At 66.0% G+C, this 16,583-nt stretch carries 17 protein-coding genes and 2 pseudogenes; 13 read left to right on the top strand and 6 right to left on the bottom strand.

Going from position 1 to position 16,583, the window contains the following annotated elements; all coding sequences use genetic code 11:
- On the top strand, nt 1-774 hold the full coding sequence (locus VNW74_RS28135) for an SDR family oxidoreductase (RefSeq protein WP_325682988.1): 774 nt from the start codon (nt 1-3) through the stop codon (nt 772-774).
- A gap of 51 nt (nt 775-825) precedes the next feature.
- Here the strand turns inward: VNW74_RS28135 and VNW74_RS28130 are convergent, their stop codons facing one another.
- Nucleotides 826-1,710, bottom strand: a complete 885-nt coding sequence (locus VNW74_RS28130) for an alpha/beta hydrolase (protein WP_325683065.1) — start codon at nt 1,708-1,710, stop codon at nt 826-828.
- Between the two features lie 84 nt (nt 1,711-1,794).
- On the opposite strand from VNW74_RS28130, the gene VNW74_RS28125 reads away from it, so the two are divergent.
- A complete protein-coding gene (locus tag VNW74_RS28125) occupies nt 1,795-3,147 on the top strand; it encodes an FAD-binding oxidoreductase (protein ID WP_414686808.1) in 1,353 nt (450 codons plus the stop codon).
- On the opposite strand, the gene VNW74_RS28120 is transcribed toward VNW74_RS28125, so the two are convergent.
- Nucleotides 3,148-3,684, bottom strand: a complete 537-nt coding sequence (locus VNW74_RS28120) for a TetR/AcrR family transcriptional regulator (RefSeq protein ID WP_325682986.1) — start codon at nt 3,682-3,684, stop codon at nt 3,148-3,150.
- Between the two features lie 151 nt (nt 3,685-3,835).
- Here VNW74_RS28120 and VNW74_RS28115 point away from each other — a divergent pair, with 151 nt between their 5' ends.
- Nucleotides 3,836-4,465: an SDR family NAD(P)-dependent oxidoreductase gene (locus tag VNW74_RS28115; protein WP_325682984.1), complete on the top strand. Its 630-nt coding sequence runs from the start codon at nt 3,836-3,838 to the stop codon at nt 4,463-4,465.
- 67 nt (nt 4,466-4,532) lie between these two features.
- Here the strand turns inward: VNW74_RS28115 and VNW74_RS28110 are convergent, their stop codons facing one another.
- From VNW74_RS28110 to VNW74_RS28100, 3 genes and pseudogenes are all read right to left on the bottom strand, one after another.
- Nucleotides 4,533-5,348, bottom strand: coding sequence for a thioesterase family protein (locus tag VNW74_RS28110; protein WP_325682982.1), 816 nt, complete (start codon nt 5,346-5,348; stop codon nt 4,533-4,535).
- Between the two features lie 10 nt (nt 5,349-5,358).
- A complete protein-coding gene (locus VNW74_RS28105; protein ID WP_325682980.1) occupies nt 5,359-6,210 on the bottom strand; it encodes an SMP-30/gluconolactonase/LRE family protein in 852 nt (283 codons plus the stop codon).
- A gap of 43 nt (nt 6,211-6,253) precedes the next feature.
- Nucleotides 6,254-6,349, bottom strand: a pseudogene (locus tag VNW74_RS28100) (SRPBCC family protein); the annotation flags it as partial.
- A 129-nt stretch (nt 6,350-6,478) separates the two neighbouring features.
- Here VNW74_RS28100 and VNW74_RS28095 point away from each other — a divergent pair.
- Genes VNW74_RS28095 through VNW74_RS28085 form a run of 3 tightly spaced genes read left to right on the top strand, consistent with a single transcriptional unit; the run spans nt 6,479 to nt 9,530 of the window.
- Nucleotides 6,479-7,399, top strand: coding sequence for an LLM class F420-dependent oxidoreductase (locus VNW74_RS28095; protein WP_325682978.1), 921 nt, complete (start codon nt 6,479-6,481; stop codon nt 7,397-7,399).
- Between the two features lie 59 nt (nt 7,400-7,458).
- Nucleotides 7,459-8,340 (top strand): acyl-CoA thioesterase, encoded by an 882-nt coding sequence (locus VNW74_RS28090; protein ID WP_325682976.1) that lies wholly within the window; start codon nt 7,459-7,461, stop codon nt 8,338-8,340.
- Nucleotides 8,341-8,345: 5 nt separating this feature from the next.
- Nucleotides 8,346-9,530 (top strand): acyl-CoA dehydrogenase family protein, encoded by a 1,185-nt coding sequence (locus tag VNW74_RS28085; protein ID WP_325682974.1) that lies wholly within the window; start codon nt 8,346-8,348, stop codon nt 9,528-9,530.
- On the opposite strand, the gene VNW74_RS28080 is transcribed toward VNW74_RS28085, so the two are convergent.
- Complete coding sequence (locus VNW74_RS28080) at nt 9,509-10,213, bottom strand: DUF427 domain-containing protein (protein ID WP_325682972.1); 705 nt, start codon at nt 10,211-10,213, stop codon at nt 9,509-9,511. The genes VNW74_RS28085 and VNW74_RS28080 overlap by 22 nt on opposite strands.
- Nucleotides 10,214-10,308: 95 nt before the next feature.
- Here VNW74_RS28080 and VNW74_RS28075 point away from each other — a divergent pair, with 95 nt between their 5' ends.
- From VNW74_RS28075 to VNW74_RS28045, 7 genes and pseudogenes are all read left to right on the top strand, one after another.
- On the top strand, nt 10,309-11,487 hold the full coding sequence (locus VNW74_RS28075; RefSeq protein ID WP_325682970.1) for a CoA transferase: 1,179 nt from the start codon (nt 10,309-10,311) through the stop codon (nt 11,485-11,487).
- A gap of 160 nt (nt 11,488-11,647) precedes the next feature.
- Nucleotides 11,648-11,755 (top strand): annotated as a pseudogene (locus VNW74_RS28070) (IS607 family transposase); the annotation flags it as partial.
- 5 nt (nt 11,756-11,760) lie between these two features.
- Complete coding sequence (gene tnpB, locus VNW74_RS28065; protein WP_325682968.1) at nt 11,761-13,158, top strand: IS607 family element RNA-guided endonuclease TnpB; 1,398 nt, start codon at nt 11,761-11,763, stop codon at nt 13,156-13,158.
- Nucleotides 13,159-13,190: 32 nt separating this feature from the next.
- Nucleotides 13,191-13,703 carry a hypothetical protein gene (locus tag VNW74_RS28060; RefSeq protein ID WP_325682966.1) on the top strand — a complete coding sequence of 171 codons (513 nt, stop codon included), beginning with the start codon at nt 13,191-13,193 and terminating at the stop codon, nt 13,701-13,703.
- Entirely contained in the window at nt 13,703-14,407 is a 705-nt protein-coding gene (locus VNW74_RS28055; protein ID WP_325682964.1) for an NIPSNAP family protein, read from the top strand. The genes VNW74_RS28060 and VNW74_RS28055 overlap by 1 nt, the downstream gene beginning before the upstream one ends.
- Complete coding sequence (locus VNW74_RS28050) at nt 14,404-15,633, top strand: cytochrome P450 (protein WP_325682962.1); 1,230 nt, start codon at nt 14,404-14,406, stop codon at nt 15,631-15,633. The genes VNW74_RS28055 and VNW74_RS28050 overlap by 4 nt, the downstream gene beginning before the upstream one ends.
- Nucleotide 15,634: 1 nt before the next feature.
- A partial coding sequence (locus VNW74_RS28045) for a zinc-binding dehydrogenase (protein ID WP_325682958.1) occupies nt 15,635-16,583 on the top strand: 949 nt, incomplete at its 3' end.

The following is a 16,583-nucleotide window of genomic DNA, read 5'->3' as shown; positions in this document are numbered from 1 at the left end:
ATGACCGACATGTTTCGCCTTGACGGGAAGGTCGCCGTGGTCACCGGCGGCGGCCGCGGCATCGGCGTGATGATGGCGCGCGGACTGCTGCAGGCCGGAGCGACGGTGTACCTGTCCAGTCGCAAAAAAGCCGAGCTCGACGCCGCCGTCGCCGAGTTGTCAGTCCACGGACCGGTGGAGGCGATCCCCGCCGATCTCGGCACCATCGACGGAGTTCAGGCACTGACCGCCGACCTCGCCGACCGGGAGGACGCCGTGCATGCGTTGTTCAACAACGCCGGCGTGGCTTGGGGGGCGCCGTTCGGCGAGTTTCCCGAATCCGGCTTCGACAAAGTTCTCGACGTCAACGTCAAAGGCGTCTTCCTGCTGACCCGCGCCTTGGTGCCGATGCTGACGGCGGCCGCAACCGACGACGACCCCGCACGGGTGATCAACACCGGCAGCGTCGACGGAATCGTCCCGCCGGGACGTGGCAGGGACAACTTCTCCTACAGCGCGAGCAAGGCCGCTGTACACATGCTGACCCAACACCTCGCCGGCGAGCTGGCCCCCCGGATTCTGGTCAACGCGATCGCTCCCGGACTGTTCCAATCGCGGATGAGCAAGGAGCTGCTGCGCGCGGGCCCGGACGCGGTTGGCGCCCACTTGCCGCTCGGCCGCATCGGTCAACCCGACGACATCGCGGGCATCGCCGTCTTTCTTGCCAGCCGCGCCAGCACCTACATCACCGGCGCGGTGATCCCGGTGGACGGCGGCATCAGCGTCATCCGCTGAGTTCGAATCCGCGGCTCCCCGCGCGCCGCTACGCCGCGCGCATCGTCGCCGCTAGCGCTTCAAGTTCTTGTCCAGGAACTCGATCTGGTCGGCGATCACGCGCTCGAACGCGTCGTCGACATAGATCTCGAAATGGCCTTCCGGGTAGAGCTTGACCTCACCGCGCGGCGCCGTCGCCGCGTAGCGACGGGTCGGTCCCGACGGTGCGATCGAGTCGGTTTCGCAGACGCAGAACAGGATTGGGCAGGTGATCTTCGATGCGAGCCGCCCCGGACGGTAGGGCAGGAACTTCACACCGATCCGCGCGGCGACCTCGTTTCGCAACGTCGTGCCCTCAGGCACCAACCGCAGATAACCGGAGTAAGAGTCGGGGGCGTGCATCAGCGCCACCTCGCCCGGCCTACCGGCGGTTGGGACCATCACCGGCGGCCTGCCGAGCCGGGCCCCGATCAGGTCGCGTACCGCCAACGCCGTAATGCGCGCGCTGATCAACGGGTTCATCGCGCCCACCGAGGCGATGCTGTCGGTGTACGGGCATTGCGAGACGACCGCCGCGATCCCGGGCAGCCGCGCTGCCGTAGCAATCACGTGTCCGCCGCCAAAGGACGTGCCCCACAAACCGATTCGGTTGTGATCGATTCCCGCCAGCGTCTTGGCATACGCCACGGCAACGGTCCAGTCCTGCAATTGCATGCTGATATCGAGTAATTGACGCGGCTCGCCCTCGCTGTCGCCGAAGTTGCGATAGTCGAACACCAGGCAGGCGTAGCCGACGGCGCTGAAGCGCTCGGCGTAGGCGTCCAGCCGCATCGTGCGCACCGCGCCCAGTCCGTGCGCCATCACCAGCAGCGGCGCGTCGCCGTTGCCCGTCGGCCGATACAGCCAAGCGTTGATCCGGTCGCTGCCCGAGTTGAACCAGACATCCTCACGTTGCATGCTCACGGCTACTTATCCTGCATCACTCGCGGCGCCCCCCGGGCGGGATCTGCATCGTCGCCGGGCGTGTGATACACCGTCGCCATGGCCTCGAGTGTGCTGCAAACCGTGTCATCGGTGGTGGGACCGAGGCATGTCAGCACCGACCCCGATGTGCTGGCCGGCCGCAGCGTCGACCACACCGGCCGTTACCGCGGGCGGGCCAGCGCCCTGGTTCGTCCGGGCTCGGCGAACGAAGTCGCCGAGGTGCTGCGGGTCTGCCGAGACGCTGGGACCTACGTGACCGTCCAGGGCGGTCGTACCTCGTTGGTGGCCGGCACCGTTCCCGAGCACGACGATCTGCTGTTGTCGACCGAGCGGCTTTGCGCCATAAGTGATGTCGACACGATCGAACGCCGCGTCGAGGCCGGGGCAGGGGCCACATTGGCCGCGGTGCAGCACGCGGCGGCCGCGGCCGGCTTGGTGTTCGGGGTTGACCTGGCGGCGCGCGACAGCGCCACCGTCGGGGGGATGGCCTCGACCAACGCCGGCGGGTTGCGCACCGTGCGGTACGGCAACATGGGCGAGCAGGTGATTGGTCTGGACGTCGCTTTGCCCGACGGGTCGGTGGTACGCCGGCATTCCCGGGTGCGGGCGGACAACACCGGCTATGACCTGCCGGCGCTGTTCGTCGGTGCCGAGGGGACGCTGGGCGTGATCACCGCGCTCGATCTGCGGCTACACCCGGATCCGCCGCATCGAGTGACGGCGGTGTGTGGCTTCGATGACCTCGACGCGCTGGTCGAGGCGGCCCGCCTGTTTCGCGACCTGGACGGCATCGCCGCCCTGGAATTGATCGACGGCCGGGCCAGCGCGCTGACGGAGGAGCATCTGGGCCTGGCCGCGCCGGTGCGCGGTGACTGGTTGCTGTTGGTGGAACTGGCATCCGATCACGACCAGACTGAGCGGCTCGCCGACGCTCTGGAGGGGGTGGGCACCTGTGGCGAGCCGGCGGTCGGCGTTGATGTGGCCGCGCAACAACGGCTTTGGCGGGTGCGGGAATCGTTGGCCGAGGTCCTTGGTGTCTACGGGCCGCCGCTGAAGTTCGACGTCTCGCTGCCGCTGTCGGCGGTCGCGACGTTCGCCCACGACGCGGACGCGTTACTGCGGCGCCACGCACCCGACGCCGTCGGCGTGCTGTTCGGGCACATCGGGGAGGGCAACCTGCATCTCAACGTGCTGCGTTGTGGCGAGAAGCAGGAACGCGATCTGTACGCGGCGATGATGGACCTGATCGCAGCATGCGGGGGCAATGTCAGCTCCGAACACGGGATCGGCAGCCGCAAACGCAGGTACGTCGGCATGTCCCGCGAGGCCGCCGATATCGCGGCGATGCGAACGCTCAAGGCGGCCTTCGACCCGACCGGCTACCTCAATGCCGCGGTGCTGTTCGACTGATCAATCGGGGGCCTTGATGCCCACCGCGTGGCGCAGTTGGGCCAAGAACTGATCGGCGTCGTCACTGCGGATCATGTAGTGCGAAAACGCCACCCGGATCGCGGTTGCCGCCTTCACCGCGGCGTTGGGACCGGGTATCAGCCGCTGCAGACCGTCCCGCATCTGCGGGATGACGTTTGAGAACTGGGTGATGACGTGCTCGGGTTCGATATCGACCATCCGCACGCCCGTGTAGGAATGCTGGTACTCGACGATGAACCGCAGCGCCGCGTCGAGCTTGTCGGGACCTCTGAGGCCGGCTGTCGCCCGGCTCATGCCGCTTTCGAAGCTCTGTCGCTCGTAGCGGGAGAACGCCGAGAGCAGTTCCTCTTTCGAGGCGAACCACCTGTAGAGCGTCGGCCTCGACACCCCCGCCTGGATAGCAACGTCGGACAGGCTGAGTTTGCGTTTGCCGTTGCGGCCGAGGACCTCAGCGGTGGCGGCAAGGATCCGCTGCTGCGTCGAGGTGTCGCCTTCGATGGTCGGCGTCTGCTCCATACCCCAAACTTTACAAAATTTGGCCTAAGTGTCACGCTGTTTTGGTGTCACTGTCTAGGTCCCTCGCCAGGGCCTCATCGCCCCCACGCCAGGTAGCTGACCACCGAATCTTAGCCGGGGCCCGTCGCATCGCCGCCGATCGGCGTCCATCGTGAGTCAATGCAGGGCCTCCAGAGCAATTGTCATCACCGAAGCCTCGTCGTCCGTCGCGCTTGCGACCGCGGCGCGGTTGGCGGCCGGCGGGGATCTGGTGTTGATGGGAACCCGTCGGACCGCCATCTGTGAGCGATTCGCGGCCCGTCTCCGCGCCGACGGCGTGGCGGCCTTCGCCGCCTACCTGGACCTGGCCGATCCGCCCTCCATCGATCGGTTCGTCGAGTCCGCCGACTACTTGATCGGGTCGGTCGACGTGTTGGTCAGCGCTGCGGGCCTCACCAACGGTTCCTGGGTTGGCGCGCAGCACCTTGCGGCACGAGTCGTCCCGCAGATGATCGACAACCAATGCGGTGACGTCGTGCTGATCAGTCCCAGTCTGGTCGGGCCGTCGCCGGCGACGGCGGATCGGATGCTCGAAGCCTGGGTGGCCGGCCTGGACGCCGAATTCGTCGGAACCGGCGTGCGAGCCTCGATCATCCGATCGACCGGCAGCGGGATAAAACCCGGCGACATTGGATGTCTGATCGCGACGGTGCTCGCCTCGCCCCGGACGCATCTGCGCGTCGTCGACGTCATCCCGCCGATTCCCGCATCGACATCGGCGAAGGAGCCTAGACCCAACTAGCGTCGAGATCGACGTTAGCGTGAAAAACCACGAAAAAAACTGCGCTAGTGTCGATCTCGGCGCTGGTCTAAGACCGCGGCCGTCGGCGCACCAACACCGACTGCTGGATGCTGCCCACAGCTCCGGTCTCGTCGAACAGGGTGCCCACCGTCGTACCGATACCGTCTGGCCCGTAATTGGTTTCCGCACGGATGCCGATCCAGTCGCCGTCGGGAATGCGGTGCACGTGGACGACGAGGTCGTTGTTCAGGAACGTCCACTTGCGGATGTCGAGTTTGGAACCGATGCCATTGGCGCAGTCGGCCACCGCGAACAGCCGCTCCAACGGCGTCATCACCTCGCCGTTGACCAGGTTTACCGTCGGCTTGATCCAGGATTCTCCCGGACCATCGTTCAGGGGTTCGGTCAGCCAGCGCCAGTCCAGGCTGTGCACATAGTTACGGTCCCAATCCTTTTCGAGATTGCGGCTGCGGCCCTCGCTAACCGGACGCGGCAGCGGTTCGGCCGCATGGATCAACTCGGCGGTATCGAGCTGCTGCAGCCGCCATCCGCTGGCCCGGGCTGTCGGCCGGGGCCGACCGTCGGGACCCAGCGCCAGCATCTCGGCGCTGATCAGCTCGATCTGCTTGCCGGGCCGCTCGACTTGCGAGCGAACCCACAAATCACCTTCGGCCGGAACCGGACCCAGCAAGTCGATCACGACCCGGCTCAGCCGGGTGTCGTCGCGTGCAGCGCAGCGCTCGAGCGCCCGGACCAACAGCGCCGACACCGGCGCGGCATGTTGTAGCGCCGCCGACCACGTGCTTCTCACCAGGTCTGTGGCACGGAACTTTTCGCCGGACGGGTCGGCGTGATCGATCACCTCGTAGTAGGAATCGGTCATCGTTCACCTTTCAGGGCAGGCCGGCGCCGGGAGTATCCACGATCACCGTGTCGAGCCGAGACAGCCGGGTACCGATCAACCGCTTGGGAAAGGCGTCGGTGCTCGACAACATGAACAACGTGCGCCGCGCGGAGCCGCCGAGCATGCAGGCGATCGCGGCGCGGTCGCCGATGTCGATGCGATGAGTGACTTGTCCGCTGGGGCCGCCCTCGACGATGCGCTCGAACTGGTGCGCCAGCGTCATCGCCGTCCACACGCCGCCATCGGCGTCGAGACTGATGCCGTCGGGCGGGCCGTCGAGACCATCGGCGAACACCCGTCGATCCGACAGCCCGCCGTCGCCGCCGATGCGGAACGCGCTCAGTCGCCGGCCGATCGACTCCGCGACGATCAGGGTCTGATGGTCGGCCGTGATCGCCATACCGTTCGGGAAGTCGAGATCTTGCGCGACCACCCGCACGCTGTTGTCCGGATCGACGCACACGATGACGCCGCCCTGGAAGGCCTGCGACCCGATGTAGGCGCGTCCGAGGTGGTCGACGACCATGTCGCCGAGGTCGGCCGGTGCGACGTCGCTCAGATCGGCGATCGTGATGACACTCTCACCGTCGTAGCGCAACAGCTGCCGGTTCTCGGTCGACACGATCAGCAGTGAGCCGTCCGGCCGGAATCCCAGGCCCGAGGGCGAATGCCCAGGCAATGGCAAGGTGGTCAGCGAGCCACCCGGGTCGACGGTGTGCACGGCCTCGCCGAGCATGTCGGAGAACCACAGCAGCCCCTCGAACCAGCGCGGGCCTTCACCGAAACAGAAGCCGGTGGCCAGTGGCGTCAGCCCCTCAGTGCTATCAGTGGTTGCCGTCATCGACCGCATCCAATTCTCGTGCGATCGCCGCGTGTTTGTAGGAGGTCTTGGTCCAATTCACCGGGTTCGCGACGAAGTCGTAGATGGTCTCGGGCGATCGAGCGAAGGCGGTTTCCGAACTCGTGGTCACAACGCCCAACTGCGTCACCTCCCTGTGGCGCTCGATCCGACCGGGCGACCGCCCGGCTAACTTTACAGATTATCGTATAAGTGTCACGCAGTAATTTCGCAGGGATACTTCTCGGCGCTCGGCTAAAGAAAGCGGCAGATGCATTTCACCATCACCCACCCCATGCATAGCCACCCGTACAACCCGGAACTGGTCAGCGGTGACGGCATCGCCGCGGTAGCGGTGGCAGCGGAATCAGCCGGCTTCGGTGGCTTCGGTTTGACCGACCACCCCGCTCCGACGCAGCGCTGGCTCGAGGCCGGCGGACACGACGCACTGGACCCGTTTGTGACTCTGGGGTTCGCCGCGGCTCGGACCACCACGTTGCGGCTGATTCCGAACATTGTGGTGTTGCCTTATCGAAATCCGTTCCTAGTAGCCAAGTCTGGTGCGTCGCTGGATTTGCTGTCCGGCGGCCGATTCACCCTCGCGGTCGGAGTCGGCTATCTCAAGCGGGAGTTCGCCGCCCTGGGCGTTGACTACGAGCAACGGGCCGAGCTGTTCGATGAAGCCCTGGACGTGATCCGGGCCATCTGGACCACCGATGACGTCTCGTACGAGGGGAAGCACTTCACCGCCACCGGGATCACCGCCCACCCCCGACCGGTGAGCGAGCCCCATCCGCCGATCTGGGTCGGTGGAAACACCGGGGCCGCGCGGCGGCGCGTCGCGCACAAGGGCGACGGGTGGTGTCCGTTCCCCGCGCCTCCCGCCCTGGCCCAGACTGCTCGCACCGCGAGCATCGACTCGCTCGAAGTGCTCGCCGACGGCATCGCCGACCTGCGTCGCCGTGTTGACGAAGCCGGCCGGGACTGGTCGAAGTTCGACGTGGTCTTCACCAATTTCGACGGTGGCAGCCCGGCACGCGACGACTTCAACGCGGACGCCTACCTGACGGGCATGGAGAAGCTGGCCGCGCTCGGCGTCACCTGGCTGCAGGTGGGGTTGCCGGGCGACAGCCTGGCGCACGTCATCGACACGATCGAGCGATTCCAGACTCTGGTGATCGATGCCGGCTGAGATCGAGTGTGCGGCGGGTAAGCCTTTACAAGATTCGGTGGAAATGTCACGCTCGCTGAGTGACCACGGAATCTGAGCAGACGCATTGGTCGGTTACCGGCTTGCTCGACTTGTTCGATGTGCGCGCGAAAGCGCCTGACCAGTTCAGCGGCGACACCGGGATCGCCGGCGACGACGAACGGCAGGTGGTGGAAGGCACGCAGGTGTTGGCCCAAGCGATCGTCGCGGCGGCCAAAAGGTTTGCGGACAAGTCGGTTCGGTCGGTGCACGCGGTGTTCTCGCGCGCTGTCATGGTCGGGCAGCCCGTTGAATTCGACATCGACGTCGTCCACGAGGGCCGCTCCACCGCCACCGCGGTCGTCGGCGTGCAACAGAACGGCCGACGCTGCATCACCGTCATCGCCTTCGCCGATGTGCCGTCGGCCGATGTCATCCGCCACCAGCTGCCCCGTCCCGATGTGGTGGCGCCCGCGGATGCGAACTTCTCGCCGATGCCGATGGTCGGGCGGGAGCTCCGGCTGGTCGACGTGGTCGATATCAACAGCCCCGACGAAGTCGGGCCGCCGGAGCTGTACGCCTGGCTGCGCTACGACCCGATCCCGACCCGCGACGATTTGGCGAAGGCGCTGATCGCGTATTTCACTGGGCATCTGGGCATCTCGACCACGATGCGTGCCCACGAAGGCATCGGCACCAGCCAGTCGCATTTGACCGTGTCCACCGCGCCGCTGACGGTGACGGTGAGCTTCCACGAGCCGGTGTCATGGTCGGGCTGGCTGTTGTACACGCACGAGAGCACCCAGGTCGGCGCGGGCATGTCCTATGTCCGCGGCGCCGTGCACACGCAAGAGGGTGAGCTGATCGCCTCGTTCGCGCAGGAGGCGATGATTCGCCCGTTGCGCACCACCGACAACGCCATCAAAACCGAGGCGCGGCTGTAGCCGTCATGGACTTTTCCGTCGTCGAACTCTCCACGGAAGACCAGGAATTCCGTGATCGGTTGCGGGCGTTCCTCGGCGTCCACGTCACCGACGAGGTGCGCCGACGCGACCGGGAAACCGGGGAGAATTTCGACGCGGGTGTGCATCTGGCGTTCGGTGCCGAGGGCTATTTGGCCGCCGACTGGAAGGACGCATCGGAAGGCGGCTTCGGCTCGCTGCGCCGGCGGATCTGGGATTTGGAGATCGGCCGCGCGCACACCCCGTGGTTCCACTGGGGTACCACCGCCATGGTGGCCCGGAAGGTGCAGCAATTCGGATCCGCCGAGCTCGCCGATGAGGTGCTGCCCGGGGTGCTCTCCGGCCATATCCGGCTGTGCCTGGGTTACACCGAGCCGGAGGGCGGCTCCGATGTGGCGACGTGCAAGACCCGCGCGGTTCGCGACGGCGGATGCTGGGTTGTCAACGGCTCCAAGATGTTTACCTCCAATGCCCACAACGCCAAATACGTCTTCCTGCTCACCAACACCGATCCGGACGCGCCGAAGCACAAGAACCTGACCATGTTCCTGGTGCCGCTGGACTCGCCGGGCGTCGAGATCCAGCCCATCCGCACCATCGACGGCGACCGGACCAACGTCGTCTACTACAGCGACGTGCGGGTCGACGACAAATACCGGATCGGTGACGTCAACGGCGGGTGGGCGGTGCTGCGGGCGGCGCTCGACGTCGAGCACGGCACCGTTGACGGCGGTGACGACGGCCTGCAGAGAATCGCAGTGATGAGCGAACACGTGACCCTGATGGCCGAGGCGATCGACAGGATCGCCGCGTTGGTCGCCCAACCGGGCGCCGACGGGCGTCGGCTGCTCGACGACACGTCGGTCGCGTATCGGCTGGGCCGCAGTATCGCTCGCACGGAGGCGGCGCTGAGCACCCCGGGAATGTTCGGGCGGGTGGCGAACGCACAGACCATGCGCGACGTCGCGCCGGAGCTGATGGACGTGCTGGGTGCCGCGTCGGCGTTGCCGGTCGACACCAACGGAGCCGCCGACGACGGTGGCGCCGAATACATTTTCCGGCTGGCCTCGCCGACCGGTATCTACGGCGGCACCCTGGAGGTGTTCCGCAACATGATCGCCGAGCACGCGCTGGGGCTCGGCCGCCCCAACTATTCGCCGCCGAGGTCTTGAGGCGCCACCGAGTCAGGAAGTTCGGCAAGAACTTCAGCGCGGGTGGCGTCGAAGCTGAGAAATCCTTTGATGGGCAGGCTTTCCGGTGGCGGGTCGTGGTAGCTCCACGCCACGTCCTCGACTTTCGCGTCGCCGACCAGGGCGGACCAATAGGTCGCGACGCCTTTGTAATTGCAATACGTCGAAGTGTCCGTTTGCCGCAGCAGGTCGGTGTGCACGTGCGACGGATCGACGTACAGGCGAGGTTCCAGCGCCGTCTCGAACACGATCACGGTGTCGTCGGTGTCCACCAGCGTGGTCCCGGCGATCGTGACGCGCAGCCGACGCGTGGCGGGGCGGCAGTCGACGCGGTGGTACGGGTTCGGCGGGTAGTGCACCAGCGTGCGTCCCTCTTCGATCCAGGTGTCCACCGCGTCCCACGGCACGCGGACGAATCCGGGCGCCTCTGGAACCGGCTCACCGGGCAGACCATGCACCTCGTCAGCGCGAAATGCATAGCTGAGCGGGTGATTTCGCCGGTGCACCAACAGCGCTCGCTCGGTGTCGATCACCATGCTCCCGCCGCGGACAGCCTGAACGCGCCGGGGATGGGGTTCGACATAGACGACATCGGAGGGCAACTCGGGTGAAAACCACCCGGCGGGCTCGTTGCTGAACGGCCCGCGCCCGGCGACCAGACTCACAAAGCCTCCCGGTCCGTCGTGCTCATCCTGGTGGTCAGCGTATAGCGGCATCAACTGGCATCGCGGGGCACGGCATCGGTGAGAGGATGCCGGGCATGGCCGGACCGATGGAAGGCATCAAAATCGTGGAGCTCGGCGTCTGGGTGGCTGGCCCCGCGGCGGGTGGCATCCTCGCCGATTGGGGTGCGGACGTGGTCAAAATCGAGCCGCCGACCGGCGACCCCGGGCGGATGTTCGGCAGGATGTTGGGCCTCGATATCGACATCAGCCCGCCATTCGAGATGGACAACCGCTCGAAGCGCAGCGTCGTCCTCGACCTCACCACCGACAGTGGCCGTGCCACCGCTCTCGAATTGATCAGCGGCGCCGACGTGTTCGTGACCAACGTCCGCCCCGGCGCGTTGCAACGGCTTGGGATTGACTTCGTGTCGGTGGCTCCGGACAACCCGCGGCTTGTCTACGGGCTGATCACCGGCTACGGCGAAACCGGGCCCGACGCCGACCGGGCGGCCTACGACATCGCGGCGTTCTGGTCGCGCGCCGGGGTGGCCCATCTGCTCACCCGGCCCGGTGACACGCCGCCGTTTCAGCGCGGCGGCATGGGCGATCACAGCGCCGGCATGACGCTGGCGGCGGCAATCTGCGCCGCGTTGGTGGCCCGGGACCGAACCGGTTCAGGGCAGCTGGTGACGACCTCGCTGTATCGGCAGGGTGCCTACACGGTGAGCTTCGACCTGAACACCTACCTGATGGCGGGTCAGCCCATCGCCGTCGGCCAACGGGAGACGATGGGCAACCCGTGCATGAACAACTACGCCGCAGGGGATGGCCGGCGGTTCTGGATTGTGGGGCTGGAGGCCGAGCGGCACTGGCCGCCGTTGTGCCGAGCCGTCGGCCGCGCCGACTGGTTGACCGATCCGCGCTTCTCGTCCGCGCGGTCACGCGCCGTCAACGGTGTCGAGCTGATTGCCGAGCTGGACCAGATCTTTGCCACCAAGCCCCTTGACCAATGGGCGGAGATCTTCGCGGGCGAACCGGATTTCTTCTGGTCGCCGGTCAACACGATCGAGGATGTCGTCGCCGACGAGCAATTCCACGCCGCCGGCGGCGTGGTCGACGTGCCCGCCGGAGGGGACACGCGCGCGGTTGTGCCGATGGTTGCGACACCGGCGGATTTCCACGGCACGCCGTGGGCGCCGCGGTCCACCGCGCCGCAGCTTGGTGCGCACACCGACGAAGTTCTTGCCGAACTGGCGGCACGGCGCCCCTTGTGACCCGATCGAGGCTTTACAGATTGACGTAGAAGTGTCACGCTGGGTCGGTCGGGACGGATGAGCCCCGGAACCGGTGGGACGTTCGATCTGCTTAAGGGATGCTAACTGTTGCGGGTTGAGTGGTCGGTCGTTGTCGGTGGTGTTTTGTAGGAACGGGTGTATGAATTTGTCGACGTGGGCGGAGCGCGACGGTGTTGCTCGAGTGACCGCGTATGGCTGGTTCCGCGCTGGGCTGTTGGCGGTCCCGGCGCGGAAGGTAGGTCGGCTCACCTGATGGCGAAGTTCGAGGTCTCTGCGGGCTGGACGGTGCAGGCGTTCCAGTTTGCCTTGGACTGCACACCCGAGCAGGCCGCGTGTCTGCGGCGGCAGTTCGGGGGCCGGCGGTACGCCCGCAACTGGGCGGTGCGCACCCTCAAATCCGACATCGGCGCCTACCGGGCCACCGGTGTGGAAACCGACAAGCCGTCGTTTATCGGGATGCGGGCCCGCTGGAACCGGGTGAAGGACAACGAGTGCATTGACGCCGAGGCTGGCGAGGTGTGGTGGCCGGCGATCTCCAAAGAAGCGTTCGCTGATGGCATCCGGGCGGCCGTGGAAGCCTACTGGAATTGGCAACAGTCCAGGTCGGGGAAGCGTGCTGGGAAGCGGGTGGGCTTCCCCAGATTCGCGAGGAAGGGCCGCGATCGTGACCGGGTCACCTTCACAACCGGCGCCATCCGCATCGAATCTGACCGGCGACATGTCACCCTGCCCAGGATTGGGTGCGTGCGAGTGCATGAGAACACCCGCCGTCTGCAACGTCTGCTGGCCAAGGGCAAGGCCCGGATTCTGGCGGTCACCGTATCGCGCAAGGGAGCCCGGCTGGTCGCGGCGTTCCGCGTTCTGGTGCAACGCCCACAGCCCCGTGTCGCCATCCCTGATTCACGTGTCGGGGTCGATGTCGGGGTCCGGGTGCTCGCCACCATCGCCGACAACACCGGTGAGGTCGTCGAGCGGGTCCTGAACCCGAGGCCGTTGGAGACGGCATTGAAAGAACTGCGTCACCTGTCACGGCGAAAGTCCCGTCGCAGCCGCGGTTCTCGCCGTTATATCGAAACGGCACAACAGATTTCCCGGCTTTATCGCCGGGTCGCCGACATACGCGGTTATCACATCCATTGCTTGACCACTCGTCTCGCCAAGACCCACGGCGAGATCGTGGTCGAAGGTCTGGATGCGGCCGGGATGCTTCGGCAAAAAGGCCCGACTGGTGCACGCGCCCGCCGCCGTGGCCTCTCAGACTCGGCACTGGGTGAGCCCCGCCGCCAATTGGGCTACAAAACCCGTTGGTACGGATCACATCTCACCGTTGCCGACCGCTGGTATCCGTCCTCGAAAACCTGCCACACCTGCGGGCGTGTGCAGAACATCGGCTGGGCCCAACACTGGACCTGTGACCCCGTTGACGGGGGCTGCGGGGCCACCCATCAACGCGACGACAACGCCGCGATCAACCTCGCGCGCTACGAAGTGCCCGCCACGGGTGATAGCGCCGTCGGCCCAGTCAGGGCCGCCGTCAAGCGTGGAGCCGACCGTGAGACCCGGCCTGGCCGGGCAGGTGGCCGCGAAGCGCGGAAGGGACGCAGCCACCCAGCTGCGGAACAACCCCCAGAAGGGGGGCGAGTCGCGTGACCACTAGAGATCACTCACTCGCAACGGATGCGATGAGGACCTTCAAATATCGCCTCGACGTTGTCGCTTCCAATCCCGCCGATGTGGTGTGCTCCGTCGGGGGATGGCTGTACGACCGGGTGCGGGCCGGTTGGGAGGTCAGCGTGCTCTTACCGCAGCAGTGCGATACCCGACCATTGCAGATCCTGGGAATGCAAGCCGCCGAACTCGATTCGCAGATCCCACCCGCCAGTACCGGATGTGCGGCACGCGGCCTAGCCGTCAGCGCGGAGATGTTCGCTTCGGATACACGAATTCGCCAGGAGGTGCTCACCGCGCTGGACCGCTGGCTGACGGAAGTGACGCTCTGGCACGACGGTTGGCCGTTAGCCGTCGGGCACCGGACGATTACCGTGCAGCATGTGCTGAGCGCCGCTGCGCGCGCATTCAAACGTCACGCCCTGACCGCGGCCGGCGTTTCGGCTACGGTCGGCCCCACCGAGACGCTGCGTAGCGACATGAAGGCCTGTCTACCGGTCGATTCCGAACTGATCCCGGTCGGCTGATGCGGAAGTACCACAGCCATACGCTGCTCTACCTGCACGAGACGATCGCGCTGGGCTCTGGAACAAGCGACCGCTTCACCGCGGTATTCGTCGACACCTACCAGCCGATGATGGAAGAACTGGGCGCCCGATTGTTCTGCCTGTGGGAAACCACCCCGTACAACGGACACTGGCCGCAGGTCACCATCATCTGGGAGATCGACGCGTTCGCCGACTATGCCCGCATCGGGGCGGCGCAGGCACGCGGCGGCAGCCACGAGGCGGCTGCCGGGAAATGGTCGGCATTCCTCGCCGACATCGGCGCCTCGGGGGAGGGGCGAATCGTGTACCCGGGACCGAGCAACAAGACGCTCGCCCAATTGCGCGAGGCCAATTTCAGTGCGTCGGTGGTGATTCAAGAAATCATGCAGACCAAACCGGGTCGGCAAGACGACTACATCCGCGAGCTGGAGCGGCTCTACGTGCCGTGGTCGGAACGCACCGGCAAACGCTGGCTGGGTTCTTTCACCACCACCTTTCGCTACAACGAGGTCATCCACTACTGGGCGCTCGACGGTGGTTGGGAATGCTTCGCCGAGCACTATCCGTCGTGGAAGGACAACCCGCCGGCCGAGATCGTCACCTGGATGAGCGTCGCCCCGGCACTTCGCGACGGCTGGGAAGATTCGATACTGCAAGCTCTACCGCCTTCCCCGTTGCAATGAAAGCGACTGCACTGCAAGATTTCTCGTACGATCCGTTCGACCCGGCGGTGATGGCGGACCCGCTGCCGTACTACCGGATATTGCGCGAGCACCACCCGGTCTACTACCTGGACAAGTGGGATACCTTCGCGTTGTCGCGGTTCGACGATATCTGGGATGTGCTGGCGGTCGTCGACGGAACGTTCGTCGCCTCGGAGGGCACCCTGCCACCCGCCTCGACTCTGGCCCACCACAACGACGGGCCGGTCGCCGACCCGCCGTTGAATCCACTGCCTTTTCACGCGGTCTTCGATGCGCCGATCTACGACGGCGTCCGCCAAGCTCACAGCAAGCCGTTCCGGCCGAGAGCGGCCGCGCAACTGGAAACCCGGATTCGCGAACTGGTCAACGCGCGCCTCGACCAGCTGTTACCCCGCCGGAAGTTCGACCTCACCCAGGAGTACGGCGGAATCGTCGCGGCATCCGTGGTGTGTGAATTCCTAGGTATACCAGTTGATTTAGCATCGGAGGTGCTCGCCTCGGTCAACGCGGGCAGCCTCGCCGAACCCGGTAGCGGCGTCGACACCGCGCAGTCGCGGCCAAACTACCTGGACTACCTGATCCCGTCGGTGAAGAAGCGACGCACCAACACGTCGGACGACCCGTTACCAGTGGTGGACGGGCTGATGGGCTACCGGCTACCCGACGACCGCGCGCTCGACGACGCCGAAGTTGCCACCCAGATGTTGTGCGTGTTCATCGGCGGGACCGAAACCGTGCCCAAGATCGTGGCCCACGGGTTGTGGGAGCTGCTGCGTCATCCCGACCAACTCGCCGCGGTGCGAGCAGACGCCAAAGCCAACGTGCCGGTCGCCCGCGAGGAGATGATTCGCTACTGCGCGCCCGCCCAGTGGTTCGCCCGAACCGCGCGCAAGCCGTTCACCATCCACGACACCACCATCGAGCCGGGCCAGCGGGTCATCTCCCTGCTCGCGTCGGCCAACCGCGATGAGCGCGAGTACCCGCAACCAGACGAATTCATCTGGAACCGGCCCATCCAACGCTCGCTCGCCTTCGGCCGGGGCCAGCACTTCTGTCTGGGTTACCACGTCGCTCGTCTCGAAATAGCCATCATGATCGAAGAATGGCTGCGGCGCGTACGGGACTACCGGATCATCGAAGAGTCCGCATTCCGGCCGCCGTCGAGCTTTCAATGGGGCTGGAGCAGCCTGCCGGTGGAGGTCTGACGTGTGGTCCTACCGGATCGTCGCGCCGTATCAATTCGAGAAGACGTCGATCCCCGAGAAGACACCCGAGTGCCTCGGCGATCGCCAGGTGCTGTTGCGGTTCGTGGCCGCCGGGGTCTGCGGCAGCGACATGCCGGCATTTCGCGGTGTGCGCGGCCCACTTCCGGGTGACGACGGACGCAGCGGCCCCGAAAAAGATGGCTTCCCGATCCATGAGGTTGTCGGGGAGGTCATCGCCAGCCGCCACCCCGAGCACCGGCCCGGTGATCGGGTGGTGGGTTGGGCATCCGCGTTCGACGGGTTGATGGAGCGTGTGGTGACCGACGGCGACCAGGTGGCGCCGTACGATCCGGCGCTCACCCCCGCGCAGGCCATCGGCCTGCAACCGTTGGCCTGTGTGCTCTACGCCGTCGAGCAGTTGCCCGCCCTCGACGGTCGGCATGTCGGCATCATCGGCCAAGGATCCATCGGGCTGCTGTTCTCGTGTGCGGCCAAAGCGGCAGGCGCGCGGCACGTCACGGGTATCGACCCGGTCGACCGCGCCGGCATCGCCGAAAAGTTCGGCGTCGACACCATGGTTCGGGCCACCAGCGACCGGTGGGTCAGTCAGCTGGCTCGCGATGACCGGCCGGACATCGTGATCGAAGCCGTCGGCCATCAGGTCGCCACCCTCAACCACGCGATCGAAGCCGCCGGTCATGGCGGCACCGTCTTCTACTTCGGTGTCGCCGATGACGACAGCTATCCGATCAGCATGCGCACCATGCTGCGCAATAACTTGACGCTGAAATCCGGTGTGACGCTTGATCGTCGACGGATGCTCGATGCTGCCAGTAAATTCGCCGCCGAGCATCCCGGGCTGCTGGCAACCTATCTGACCCACACTTTCGGCATCGACCAGGTTCAGGCCGCTTTCGAATTGGCCTGCCGGCCAGAACCCGGCCGGGTGA

Source organism: Mycobacterium sp. (assembly GCF_035570115.1).
In the GTDB taxonomy this organism is placed as follows: Bacteria; Actinomycetota; Actinomycetes; order Mycobacteriales; family Mycobacteriaceae; genus Mycobacterium.
This window is presented reverse-complemented; position numbering and strand designations above follow the sequence as displayed.